Here is a 13,599-nt window from a genome sequence, read left to right on the forward strand (position 1 = left end):
TGCTGATAAAAAATCTTTCCTGTTGAAACTAAATCCGGGCTGAATTAAGTTAAAGCAAAGTTCAGACAAAATTTTGTTTTTAAAATGAAATTCATCTTCCGAAATATTATCCAACTATTCTTCCTGTTATTGATTTCAGGATTTAAATTTGTTTTTGCAAACGGGGATGAATACGTCTTTAACCAGCTAACTATTGAGGACGGACTTTCCCAGACTACCGTTCTTTCAATTACACAGGATCACAAAGGCTATATGTGGTTTGGAACTGCATTTGGGCTTAATAAGTATGACGGCTATTCTTTCACTGTATATATGAGTTCCCTCACAGACACAACTAAACTTTCCGATAACAGGATAACCTGCCTCTTCGAAGACAGTGAAAAAAATCTGTGGATAGGTACAATTGACGGAACTTTGAACAGGTATAACAGAGAGACAAATACATTCTCTCATTTTTCATTTATTGATACTATCGTCCTTCCTTACCAGATACCTGACCAGTACTATGAATATCCGATTTCATTCTCAAGGAATGATAACCATTCCATTACGGCAATTGAAGAAGATTTGGATGGTTATTTATGGATAGGTACGTGGGGCAAAGGTGTTTTTCGTTTCGACAAAAAAAATAGCAGTTACATTCACTTCTTTACTCATCCCGAAAATAAAACAGGATTAAGTTTTAACCGTATTACTGAAATTCTTGTTGACCACTCCGGTGAAATATGGATTGGCACATTCGGAGGAGGTATTAACAAAGTTGTTAAAGATGGAGCCGGGATTTCATTTGAACAATTCAAACATTCCGGCAGTGATTTAGGAAGTTTGAGTGATGATAAAGTTATTTCAGTATTTCAGGACTCTTACAAGAATATCTGGATAGGAACATATTATGGCGGGTTAAACAGAATTTCTCCGGAAGAAACTGGATCTGGTTTTAAAAAATCTTTCAAAGTTTTTAAAAATAATCCCGGAGACCGATCCAGTCTTAGTAATAATACAGTTATGGCAATAACCGAGGATCAGGAAGGTGGATTGTGGATCGGAACTTTTGGAGGCGGACTAAATAAATTCAACCGTGAACACGAAGATTTCACAAACTTTATGAATGACCCGTTTAATGTAAACACAATCGGCGATAATGATGTGTTGTCACTTCATTGCGATAGGTCGGGCATACTCTGGATTGGTACTCACCTTGGTCAGGGATTAAATAAACTTGAAAAGAATAAAGTGAAGTTTTCAACTATCAAACATATTCCGGGAAGTACATCAGGTTTAAATGATGAAGTCGTCTGGTCGATATTTCAGGACAGGCAAAAGATTTTCTGGTTCGGAACTTACAAAGGCGGTGTTAATAGATTCGATCGTTCAACAAATAAATTCCGCTATTTTAGACCGGGACAAAATTCTGTGTCCGACGGTCATAACAGGTCTCTTGCTGAAGATAACTTCGGAAACCTTTGGATCGGCAATTACAGCGGCGGATTAAACCGGTACAATTTTGCATCGGAGAAGTTTACTTATTTTAAACACGATCCGGGTGATGATAAAACTATCGGCGCGAACCAGATTCAGGATATACTCATTGACTCTAACAATGTTATGTGGCTTGGTACTTTCGGCGGCGGATTGAATTTTGTTCAACTGTCCGGTGAAGCGAATTCACAATTAATTTTTCACTCACTCAAGAATAAACCCGGTGACCCGACTTCAATTAGTGATAACAGGGTATATTCTCTTTGTGAAGGAAGAGATGCTGCTCTCTGGGTTGGAACATTTGGAGGTGGATTAAATAAGTTCGATAAATCGTCGCGAAAGTTTTTAAGATATGTTCACAACCCTCAAGACGACAGCAGCCTTAGCAGTAACCGTGTAATGACTGTTTTCGAAGATACCGATGGTATAATTTGGGTTGGAACTTACGGCGGTGGTTTGAATAAACTAAATCCGGAATCAGGATACTTCAAACGTTATTCGGATAAGGAAGGTTTGATAGGAGGAGTTGTATACGGCATCCTTGAAGACAGAAATAAAAATCTGTGGATGAGCACGAACAGCGGCATATTTAAGTTTAACAAGACTACAGAATTGTTTACACAATATGATCTCCAGGATGGATTACAGAGTCTGGAATTCAGCGGCGGCGCCTATTTTGAAACTGATGACGGCGAAATGTTTTTTGGAGGTATCAGCGGAATAAACCATTTTTACCCGGACAGTATCACGGAAAATCAAAATATTCCTCCAATTGTCATTACCAATGTAAGAGTCTTTAACAACCCTATTGAAGGCGAACGGGAATCTATAGAACTATCATACGATAAAAATTTTCTCACCTTCGAATTTGCCGCACTTGACTACACAAACCCCGGAGCTAACCAGTATTCATATATGCTTGAAGGTCTCGATAAGGAATGGCGGTTTACAAATTCATCAATCAGAATTGCCAACTATACAAATCTTTCTCCCGGTCAATATACCTTCAGGGTTAAAGGTTCAAATAATGACGGAGTTTGGAATGAAGAAGGTACAATGATCAGGATAATTATTAATCCTCCGGTTTGGAAAACCTGGTGGTTCCTACTGGCGGCGATTGTTATTTCTGCTCTTGTAATTTATTATATAAGTACCATCAGGATTAAAAACTTGCTTGCAATTGAAAAATTAAAAACTAAACTTGCCGCTGATCTTCATGACAACATTGGTTCGGGCTTAACCGAAATATCAATATTAAGTGAGCTTGTTGTTAATGATATAAGCGCAGATAAATCGAATGCGTCTCAGAAACTGAGATCTATCAGTGATACTGCCAGGCAGCTTGTTGATAATATGAGTGACATAGTCTGGGTTGTAAATCCTAAAAGGGATTCACTGCATGATCTGATAATAAGGCTTAAAGATACTTATAGTGAAATACTCAGGTTAAAGGGAGTTTCATTTAAAACTTCCAACCTTGAAAAGTTGTCTAATATAAAACTGCCGATGGAATACAGGCAGAACCTGTTCTTGATTTTTAAGGAAGCCATTAATAACAGCATCAAGCACAGCCAGTGTAAAAACCTGATGCTCGAAGCAAATGTACACGGTGATGCTATCGAAATGACATTGGATGATGACGGTGTTGGCATGAACGAAATAAACATGATGGTTGGCAATGGAATAAAAAATATTGAATCACGCGCTCGCTCGATCGGCGGAAGAATTAAGTGGAAAACAGCGCCCGGTTCCGGTACAAAAATAAAATTCATAGGTTATTCAAACAGAAAAAACTTTATTAAGAATATTTTCAGTCTTAATTCATAATAATTCAATTTCGTAAACATGATAAAAGTAGCAATAGTTGAAGATAATCAGACAATACGCGAAGGCTTAGCTGCGCTAATCAATGGAACGCCTGATTATTCCTGTAGAAGTACATACTCAAGCTGCGAAAAATTTCTCAATGATCATGAGATAATGAATTTTGACGTAGTGCTTATGGATATAGGATTACCCGGAATGAACGGAATCGAGGGAGTCAAGCGTGCAAAGATTATAAATCCGGCGCTTAATATTCTGATGCTTACTGTTTACGAGGAAAGCAGCGTTGTTTATGATGCATTATGCGCTGGTGCTTGCGGATACCTGGTCAAGAAAACTCCGCCAACAAGGTTACTGGAGGCGATCAAGGATATTTATGAGGGCGGCTCACCGATGAGTTCTAATATTGCAAGACAGGTAATAACAACTTTTCAAAGGAACAAAAAAGGTTATAATGATTCTTCGGATTTTGACCTGTCGCAGAGAGAAAAGGAAGTACTGAATTTATTAGCTGAAGGAAGTAATTACCAGGAAATTGCAGATACTCTTTATATAAGCGTTGATACAGTAAGGCACCATATAAGAAATATATACAAGAAACTACATGTTCATTCACAGTCGGAAGCAGTTGCTAAAGCAATAAGAAAAAAAATAATCTGAACCCCGCTTTTTAACCGCTTATCACTTCACCTGCATATATATGCGGGTAAATATCAATCCTGAATCAATTCACAATAATTTTTACATAATTGTGCTGTTGTTAAAGAATAAGAACCGGATAACTTTACCATCAGAAATCTGTGCTGTTAAAGCCGGATGAAATGATTAGTGATATTGCCCGGGATGTATTCTTTCCTTGCAATGAGATGTGATGAAGATTTAGTAGCTGCATCCCGGGTATAAATAAATTGGGTGTTGAACAAAAAAAAGAATAGAACAATAAACATTCAATGTTGGAAAGGGATGCGAAATGGAAAACTCAATGCAAACCAGAACTCTTGAAAATCCTTTAAGGGATTTAATCAGCGATGATATTTATGAATTGCTGATGAGCAAAGGACTGATAAATGAAAAATCAGTACGCGACTACGAGATAAGGAAAAAATTTAAACTGCTTCGTGCGACAAAAGTCAAAACCGGAGATGCAATTGATTCACTCCGTGAAGAGTATCCTTATCTTCAGTTTGATACGATAAGAAAAATTGTTCATAACCCTCCTAAGTAATGAAGCTGCAGAATGAACTCAAAACCCTCGTCTTAATTTTACTGCAATTTTACCGGAGTTGCATTGAGAAGCGGGCGGGGGAAGAGTTCTAAGCTGATCTTTCCTCTTTGACATTCCTTTCTCTCTATGGCATTTTAATTGTGCATATCAAGCCTGAATAAATTGAAATTTGTTTCGATAATACACTGTAGCCGGTCAAATAAGTGACAATATCGACCTGCTCTGTAAAATTGCCTTTTGCGGTTTAAAAGAAGTGTGTAAAAGTAACCGCTCTGGTAATTATTTCCTTTTAATATAAGATTGTATTTACAGATGTGCCTGAAAAAAATATTCTACCTCTTTATCGCAGTCCTGCTTTGTGCGTCATTCTACCTTATTTACCCCGAAGATGAAATCAGATACGAGCCGGGTATTTTAGTTGAGTCGGAACCTGACCAGACCACAATTATAAATGCAGCATCCTGGACTCGTGATGAATTTACAATAACTCCATTGGCTGAGTTCCATTTGAAAGCCCGTGTTTTGAGTTATGAAAATTATTCACTGGGAAAAGAAAGTAAAATCTCTCCTGTTGATCTTGCACTTGGTTGGGGTCCAATGTCTGATCAGTTAAATCTTGATCAGATAGAAATAAAACAGCGCAACAGATGGTACTACTGGAAAACTAAAACAATTGCCGCACCTCAATCGATCATAACTGGTCATAGCGCCAATATGCATATTATTCCGGCTAGCCCCGAAATAGACGACGAACTCAATGAGATAAGACGAGGAAGTCTGATTGAACTAACCGGCTACCTTGTTATTGTTAATACCGATGAGGGATGGACATGGAAAAGTTCACTCAGCCGAAAAGACTCAGGTGAAGGTGCTTGTGAATTATTCTGGGTTAATGAACTGAAACTTATTAATTGATCATCCGATCTTCTGTAACTGCAGCCCAAAGTTCATTTATGCACTCTGATAAATTTTTATTATCTTAATAGTTAAGTGCCACAAGATTCATTCAGGCACTACACATTTATCAAATAAATCTTAATAATATCCCGGTAATCTGTTAATGAAAATATTGTCTAAAATTGGAAACATGTTTGGCAGCAGCGGTGAAGAACATATTGAATGGAACATCAGCGGTGAGAAGAAGAAATTTCTGGATGATTACAAAGGTGCAATTGAAGATTTTAGTAAAGCAATTAAACTAAAACCAAATTATGAAGAAGCGTATTACAACCGGGGAATGGCAAAGGCAAGACTTAAACATTATAAAAGTGCTATTGAAGATTTTTCAAAATCGATTGAATTGAAACCCGGTTACGCTGTTACGCATTACAGAAGAGGACTTGCAAAATACTGCATCGGTGATTTCAGCGGAGCGCTGGATGACTTCAATATGGCAATAAGTCTTAACCCCCAATACACAGAAGTATATTACAACCGCGGATGTGCAAAAAATAAACTTTCGAAAATAATTGAGGCTGTTAAAGATTTTTCAAAAGTGATTGAGCTGAACTCAAAACATTTTGCTTCATACTTTAAACGCGGAACTTTATACGCTCAACTTGACAGCTTTAACCAGGCAATCGATGATTTTGATGTTGCAATTAATTTGAATCCGGACAATCCAAGAACCTACTTTAACCGCGGAATAGTCAAACTTATTGTTGATAATTTATCCGGCGGAAAAGATGATCTTATTAAAGCCGGAGAACTTGGTTATCAGCCTGCCACTATAAAACTTAAAGAATTCTTTAAGTAACACCAGACCCTCTATTCATATCTCAATGACTCAACAGGATTTGTCATTGCAGCTCTTACGGCAATAAAGCTTATTGAAATCCACGCGATTAATAAAGTCATTACACCGGCAATTATAAACGGTGTAAAATTAACAGAAGTTCTATAAGCAAAATTCTGAAGCCATTCATTCATAAGGTACCAGGCAACTGGCCACGCAACTAAATTAGCGGTTAGTACAAGCAGTAAAAACTTTTTTGAAACCAGGAGAAAGATGTTAGGAACAGTTGCTCCAAGTATTTTTCTTATTCCTATTTCTTTTGAGCGCCTTACGACTGTATATGATGCAAGACCAAGCAGCCCGAGGCAAGCTATTACCACTGCGATTATAGAAAAGTAACTGACAACAGTAAATGTTCTCTCTTGAGTTGAGAATAAACGGTTAAATGTTTCATCGAGGAAAAAATATTCGAAGTCACGACTTTCATCAACAAGTTTCCATTTTGATTTGATAAATGAAATAACTGATGAAACATCTGCTGTATTAATTTTTACTGAAATAAATCTATGCGCTGAACTTTCAGTTGTCCTGTAAAAATGGAGGAGCGGACGCACTTCATTCTCTAATGATTCTGTATTATAGTCACGCACAACACCAACGACTGTATATTCTGTTCTCCCTACTTTAACTTTTTTTCCCATTGCGCTTTGCCATCCCATAGCTGTCATAGCAGATTCATTTAGTATGATGCCCGCATCTTTATCAGTCTGCATATCTTGCGAAAAATTTCTTCCTTCAATCAGCGGGATTTGATAAAGAGATATAAAATTTTCATCAATAGCGGTTATCCTCATTCTTAATGGATCTTTTGATGTCCATCCTTCGGGCCAGGCAAATACATTTGCGTCAACTATTTCTCCCGGAACTGACATAGCACTGGCAACATTTTTCACATCGTGCAGCTTTTTTAATTCCTCTTTAAATAATTCAATCTTGTTTCGTGCTGTTTCCCTGTCCGCAAAATCAGAAAGCTCAACAGGAATTACCACAATGTTTTCTCTTGTGAAATTTACATTGTGATTTTTCATGTGCTCGGTCTGATTTAAAACTATTAGTGTTCCAATCAATAAAAATATTGAAATGGCAAACTGCACGATAACAAGACTATTCCTTACCAAAGTATTTCCACCGGATTTAATCACTACACCTTTTACTGTATCAACAGCAGGATATTTTGAAAGAAGGAACGCGGGATAAGCGCCTGACAGCAGACCGATGAAAATACTTATTCCAAGCAGAACAATTAATGTATCAACGTGCAGATAATTGAACGCAAGGTCAATGCTGTATATTTCATTAAGATAAGGCAATAAGAACTCCGCTAGTCCAATACCTATTAGCAATGAAATAAAACTTACGATAAGAGATTCACCGATAAATTGTTTTATTAATTGATTTTTCCCGGCTCCTAAAACTTTTCTTATACCAATTTCCCGAACTCGCTCCAGTGAACGCGATGTTGAAAGATTAATAAAATTAAATGAAGCGATTAGAATTATTGCCGCAGCGATACAGATTAATATATAAGCAAATGTCCGGGTATTGTTTTCAGCATCGTGAAAATCTTTAAGAGGAAGAAGTTTTAGCTGTAGTTGTTTGGTACCATTCTCCCCCTCCTCGCCCCATATTTTTTTTACAAGACCCGGCAAAAGATTTTCCATTCCCGCTGCACTGACATTTTTATCAAGCTGAATGTAAGTATATAGAAACGCGCCGTTCCAGTTGTTGTTCATTTCCTGGTTGGATGGGTCAATCGCACTTTCAAAATGTGCAAGTATGTTCATAGGTATTGATGAATTCTGAGGTATTTCATCAAAGACACCTTTAACAACATAGTCTTCGTCAAATGCTATTCTTAAAATTTTTCCGACAGGATTTTCGTTCCCAAAATATTTCTTAGCAATTTCGTCAGAGATGACAATTGAATTTCGTTCTTTCATTAATTCATCCGTGTTCGATTGAACAACAGGGAATGAAAATACTTTTAGAATTGATGGATCAGCATAAGTTATTCTTTCTTTAAATTTTTTCCCGTTATACTCCACCCACAAATTTTCATCAAAGAGTCTTACACAATCCTTTACCTGCGGGTAATCGGTTTTTAATTGTTTCGCCAATGGTATCCAGGTATCATTAAGAACTTTTAATCCGAGTGCTGTGGTCCTGTATTTTTGAACAAGATAAATATCATCGGCATTTTTATGAAAGGCATCAAATGTTAATTCGTTCTGAACGAAAAGAAAAATCAATATCACAGACGCAATTCCTGTGGCAAGTCCGCTTACATTTATAAATGTATAAAATTTATACTTTGACATGTTTCTTAATGCAATCTTCAGATAGTTCTTTAACATCTTCTACCTCGTTTTGTTTTATTCATATCTCAATGATTTAACAGGGTTTGCTATGGCAACCTTTATCGCCTGATAACTAACAGTCAACAATGTTATAACCAATGCAAGTATTCCCGAAATAATGAAGGTTGAAATATCCAGTTGAACCCGGTAAGCAAAGCCTTCAAGCCAGCTACTCATTAAATAATATGTAAGCGGCCATGCAATTATATTCGCAACTATAATCAATTTCATAAAGTCCTTTGAAAACATAATCACTATACCCGGAGTTGTTGCGCCGAGAACTTTTCTAATTCCTATTTCCTTAGTCTTTTGTTCAGCGGTGAACGAAGCCAATCCTAATAGTCCAAGGCAGGCTATAAGAATAGCGAGAATTGAAAAGAGTCCGAATATATCACCAAGTGTTTGTTCCTCTTCATACAATGAAGCAAATTGATCGTCAAGGAATGTATAACTGAATGGGTAATCAGGTCTGTACTCTTTCCATTTTGATTTAAGGAAATCAATTGTTGATTGTATATCTGCTGAATTTATTTTAACAGACATCTGGTAACCCATGAAGCTTCTGTTGAGGAGAATGATCGGCACAATTGAATTATGAAGTGTTTCAAAATTAAAGTTCTGTACAACACCGACTATCTTCCCGTTTCTCCCGCCATAAAAAAATGGTTTACCAACTGCGTCCTGGATATTCCAGCCGAGTTGCTTAACTGCTGCTTCATTTAAAATGAAGGCGCTTGAATCATCAGTCTGATATTCTAAAGAAAAATTTCTTCCTGCTAAAAGTTTAATATCATATGTATCAATAAAATCAGTATCAATGTTTACCATAGCAAGGCGAAACCCGACCGGTTCAGTTTTGTCACCATCAACAAGCCGACCGCCAAGAGAATTGATCAGCATGTCCGAGGGAATTAAATCTGATGACGCAACCTTGAGAATATTAGGGTTTTGCTTCAACTGCGTTTTTATGTCCTCTATATTTTCACGCATTGATGCACTTGTTTCAAGAACCACCACCTCGTCTTTATTTAATCCGAGTTTTTGATTTTTTATAAATTCCATCTGATCCCAGACAATTCCCATGCTGATAATTAATCCGATAGAAATAACAAATTGTATCACAACAAGTACTGAACGAAATGTACTTTTACCCGAAATATCTTTACCTCCCTTTAATGCACGAATGGGATTGAACATTGATAAATGAAACGCAGGATAACTACCCGCCATTATCCCAACAAAAAAAGTCAGCGCGGTAATGATAATTAATGCTTCCGGGTTCGTGAATAAATTGAGTTTAAGTTCTTTATGAATAAAATTGTTGAAGGATGATAACAACAGCTCCACAAGAGTTATTGCGATGATTAATGACAAGAATGAAATAATAACTGACTCACCAAGAAATTGTTTTATCAACTGAGTCTTTGCAGCGCCAAGCACTTTTCTCATTCCGATTTCTTTAAAACGTCTTGCAGATCTTGCGGTAGCAAGGTTCATAAAGTTTATACAGGCAATGAAGAGAATAAAAAATGCAATTGCAGAAAAAAGATAGACATTGTCTATATCACCATTTTCCTCGAGCTCAGTTGTTAAATGAGAAGTGAGATGAATGTCCGTAAGCTTCTGAAGATGGAGTTTATTCGTCTTACTCGGTTTGTTGACCGGCGGTTGACCTGTGAAATTTATTATCACCGGTGTAAGATGTTTATCAAGGAATCCCGGAAATTTTTCTAAAAGAACTTCGGCAGGGATTTCTTCCGGCAACACAACATAAGTAAGATAATTATTGCTTCCCCAGTTAGTTGTTAAAGTGTTTTCAGGAAGAAAATTTACAAGAGTTATAAATGAACCAAGAAAATCAAATCTGAAGTGCGAATTTTCAGGAACATCTTTTATCACACCTGTAACTTTCAAATCACCTTCATTTTCATACGCAATGTATTTACCTAAAACATCTGTTGTACCGAAGAGTTTTTTTGCTGAAGATTCTGTCAGAACAACTGATTTAGGTTCTTTAAGCGCTGTTGAAGGATCCCCTCTTATCATATCAAAAGAAAAAATGTCAAAGATATTTTCTTCAGCCCAGAAAAATTTTTCTTCTACAAAATTTTTATCACCGACTTTAAGCAGTGTTGAATAATCAGCGAGAACACGAACAACATCAAGTACAAGATCGGGGTAATCCTGTTTTAACAGCGGACCTATCGGCGGTGCTACTCTTGCAAGGTGAAGGCTCGATTCACCGTCCTGGTTAAGCCATTCCCTCGTAACCCTGTATATCCTGTCTTTCTTTTCATGATGTTGATCATAGCTTAGCTCATCGATAACATAAAGCATTATGAGAATACTGCATGCAAGCCCGGCTGCAAGTCCAAAAATATTAATGAAAGAATAAGCTTTATATTTCTTCAGATTGCGCAGAGCAATTTTAAGATAGTTCAAAAACATATTTTTACTCTTTTGTTTTATTCATACCTGAGAGATTTAACCGGATTTGAAATTGCGGCTTTAATAGATTGATAACTGACTGTAAGTACCGCGATCACTATTGCGGACAGACTTGCAATTACGAACGTCCATAGTTCAATGTTAATCCGATATGCAAAATCCTCCAGCCATTTATTTAAAGCGAAGTATGCAATCGGCCACGCAATAATATTTGAAATCAAAACCCACTTTGCAAAATCTTTAAGGAGAAGTACAACTATGCTTGAAACCGATGCGCCGAGAATTTTTCTTATCCCTACTTCTTTTGTTCTTTGCTCGGTAGTGAAAGCGGCAAGTCCAAGAAGCCCAAGGCATGCAATTAAAATCGCTAACAAAGAAAATACTGTTACGATAATTCCGGCTCTTTTTTCTGACTCATAAACCTTAGCGAAATCTTCATCAAAGAAAACATACTCGAATGCCTGGTTACCGGCATATTTGTGCCATACTGTTTTTATTTCCTGAAGCTTCTGGTCAATGTTGTCGGGAGGAATTTTTACTGAAACATTTCTGCCAAAACCGCCGGGGAAGTAAAGATGAATAATTACAGGTTCGATTCTTCTGTGCAATGACTGGTAATGAAAATCCTTCATCACACCGACGACTGTATAAACAAACGGCACCTGGTCTTCCGCATGAGCACGAACTATCTGCTTTCCAATGGGATCATCATATATACCAAGTTCTCTTGCTGCAGTTTCGTTCAGTACGATTGAAGATGTATCCGATCTGAACTCCTCAGAGTAATACCTGCCTTTAGCCATTTCAATTCCATACACAGATGCAAAATTATGATCGGCAAAGAGAATGTTGATCAGATGATTATCATTGGTTCCATAAATCTTATATGGTGTGTTGCCAAAATCTTCACCGAAGATGCTGTTGCTGTTACTCGCATTAAAAATTCCGGGAATATTTTTTAATTCATTTCTGAAACTTTCCATCTGCCTCCCGATGTCATCAGTCTTTTTGACAACCACAACCTGGTCTTTATTGAATCCAAGTTTTTTGTTGCTGATAAAATCAAGCTGGTTGTAAACGATAATTGTACCAATGAAGAGAGTAATTGAAACGGCAAACTGAACCACAACAAGACTGTTCCTGAGCCATGGATTTTTTCCTGAATGTCCTGTTTCTTTTTTAAGAACCTTAACAGGATTAAATGACGAGAGATACAGCGCGGGGTAGCCTCCTGCAAATATTCCAACGATAAGAATGAAAACTACGAGCAGTGGTATTGTGTAAATCTTTGAAATGATTCCAAGGCTTAAATCTTTTCCGACAAGTTCTTTAAAGTATGGCAGCGCTATTTCAATAAGTATTAATGAAATTATGACAGCCAGGAATGTCATCAGAATTGATTCGGTCAGAAATTGTTTTATTAACTGCTGCCTGTTGGACCCAAGAGTTTTTCTCACACCTATTTCTTTAAGTCTGTTTGCAGAACGTGCTGTAGCAAGATTTGTAAAGTTGATACAGGCAATAAGCAGTATGCCTGCAGCTATTAAAGAAAAGATAAGGACGTATGATACATCACCATTTGGTTCGAGTTCAACATCAAGATGTGAGTGCAAATGAATATCCGTTAACGGTTGAAAAACGTATGCATATTTAGCTCCGCCTTTTTTCAGGTCTTCTCTCGGAACATTCAGAAATCTTTCAATGACAGGCCATACATGCGTATCGACAATAACAGGAAGCTTTGCCTCAAATTCTTCGGGAGGAAAATCCTCTTTCAAAAGAAAGTATGTATAAAAGTCATTGCTAAGCCAGCCTTGCTGATCAATAAATTCATAAGATGAAAGAGACGCCAGAAAATCAAAATGGAAGTGTGAATTTTCCGGGAACTCTTTAACTACTCCGGTTATTTTATAATCACGCCTGTTATCTGAGTTGATCAGTTTGCCGACAGGGTCTTCATCGCCAAAATATTTTTTTGCCATCCTTTCAGTAAGAACAACTTTTTCAGGAGCGTTAAGAGCCGTAGCGGGATTTCCGCTTATAAACTCAACTGTGAACACATCAAAAAAAGTGGAATCAACCCAGAAAAATTTTTCTTCGCTAAAGACTTTATCACCGTAACGCAGAACAGGGTAACCGAAATTCTTAACCCTCGTTGCACTTACAACTTCAGGATAGTCCGTCATCAATGCATTTCTTAACGGCGGCGGAGAAACAGCAGCATTAAAATTATTTTCACCCAATGTTCCGTTTACTGCAATACGGTAAATCCTGTCTGCATTTTTATGAAAGCGGTCATAACTCATTTCATCAAAGACATAAAGCAGTATAAGAATGCAGCACGCCATACCTACAGCAAGCCCGGCAATGTTAATAGTCGAGTACGCTTTAAATCTCAGCAGATTTCTTAAAGCGATTTTAAGATAGCTTAAGAACATAGCAATCCTCAAAGAAAAATTATTTTAATAAAT

At 37.1% G+C, this 13,599-nt stretch carries 8 protein-coding genes; 5 read left to right on the forward strand and 3 right to left on the reverse strand.

Annotated elements, in window-relative coordinates; genetic code table 11:
- Window positions 1-84: 84 nt before the first annotated feature.
- The 5 genes from IPM56_14315 to IPM56_14335 all read left to right on the forward strand — a co-directional run bounded on the left by IPM56_14315 (window position 85) and on the right by IPM56_14335 (window position 6,284).
- The gene (locus IPM56_14315; GenBank protein ID QQS35408.1) at window positions 85-3,306 is read left to right on the forward strand and encodes a hypothetical protein; all 3,222 of its coding nucleotides are present in this window, start codon (window positions 85-87) and stop codon (window positions 3,304-3,306) included.
- Between the two features lie 18 nt (window positions 3,307-3,324).
- Complete coding sequence (locus tag IPM56_14320; protein ID QQS35409.1) at window positions 3,325-3,963, forward strand: response regulator transcription factor; 639 nt, start codon at window positions 3,325-3,327, stop codon at window positions 3,961-3,963.
- Window positions 3,964-4,273: 310 nt separating this feature from the next.
- Complete coding sequence (locus tag IPM56_14325; protein QQS35410.1) at window positions 4,274-4,528, forward strand: hypothetical protein; 255 nt, start codon at window positions 4,274-4,276, stop codon at window positions 4,526-4,528.
- Between the two features lie 312 nt (window positions 4,529-4,840).
- Window positions 4,841-5,443 carry a hypothetical protein gene (locus tag IPM56_14330; GenBank protein ID QQS35411.1) on the forward strand — a complete coding sequence of 201 codons (603 nt, stop codon included), beginning with the start codon at window positions 4,841-4,843 and terminating at the stop codon, window positions 5,441-5,443.
- 145 nt (window positions 5,444-5,588) lie between these two features.
- Window positions 5,589-6,284, forward strand: a complete 696-nt coding sequence (locus IPM56_14335) for a tetratricopeptide repeat protein (GenBank protein QQS35412.1) — start codon at window positions 5,589-5,591, stop codon at window positions 6,282-6,284.
- Window positions 6,285-6,295: 11 nt separating this feature from the next.
- Here IPM56_14335 and IPM56_14340 read toward each other — a convergent pair whose 3' ends face one another.
- Genes IPM56_14340 through IPM56_14350 form a run of 3 tightly spaced genes read right to left on the reverse strand, consistent with a single transcriptional unit; the run spans window position 6,296 to window position 13,566 of the window.
- Entirely contained in the window at window positions 6,296-8,677 is a 2,382-nt protein-coding gene (locus IPM56_14340; GenBank protein ID QQS35413.1) for an ABC transporter permease, read from the reverse strand.
- 18 nt (window positions 8,678-8,695) lie between these two features.
- Window positions 8,696-11,128 carry an ABC transporter permease gene (locus IPM56_14345; GenBank protein ID QQS35414.1) on the reverse strand — a complete coding sequence of 811 codons (2,433 nt, stop codon included), beginning with the start codon at window positions 11,126-11,128 and terminating at the stop codon, window positions 8,696-8,698.
- A gap of 17 nt (window positions 11,129-11,145) precedes the next feature.
- The gene (locus tag IPM56_14350) at window positions 11,146-13,566 is read right to left on the reverse strand and encodes an ABC transporter permease (GenBank protein ID QQS35415.1); all 2,421 of its coding nucleotides are present in this window, start codon (window positions 13,564-13,566) and stop codon (window positions 11,146-11,148) included.
- Window positions 13,567-13,599: the final 33 nt, after the last annotated feature.

Source organism: Ignavibacteriales bacterium (assembly GCA_016700155.1).
Classification (GTDB): Bacteria; Bacteroidota; Ignavibacteria; order Ignavibacteriales; family Ignavibacteriaceae.

Excerpts from the sequence above, each read along its gene's own strand:
- IPM56_14315 (QQS35408.1), top strand. The coding sequence starts at position 85 with ATGAAATTCATCTTCCGAAATATTATCCAACTATTCTTCCTGTTATTG.
- IPM56_14320 (QQS35409.1), top strand. The coding sequence starts at position 3,325 with ATGATAAAAGTAGCAATAGTTGAAGATAATCAGACAATACGCGAAGGC.
- IPM56_14325 (QQS35410.1), top strand. The coding sequence starts at position 4,274 with ATGGAAAACTCAATGCAAACCAGAACTCTTGAAAATCCTTTAAGGGAT.
- IPM56_14330 (QQS35411.1), top strand. The coding sequence starts at position 4,841 with ATGTGCCTGAAAAAAATATTCTACCTCTTTATCGCAGTCCTGCTTTGT.
- IPM56_14335 (QQS35412.1), top strand. The coding sequence starts at position 5,589 with ATGAAAATATTGTCTAAAATTGGAAACATGTTTGGCAGCAGCGGTGAA.
- IPM56_14340 (QQS35413.1), bottom strand. The coding sequence starts at position 8,677 with ATGTTAAAGAACTATCTGAAGATTGCATTAAGAAACATGTCAAAGTAT.
- IPM56_14345 (QQS35414.1), bottom strand. The coding sequence starts at position 11,128 with ATGTTTTTGAACTATCTTAAAATTGCTCTGCGCAATCTGAAGAAATAT.
- IPM56_14350 (QQS35415.1), bottom strand. The coding sequence starts at position 13,566 with ATGTTCTTAAGCTATCTTAAAATCGCTTTAAGAAATCTGCTGAGATTT.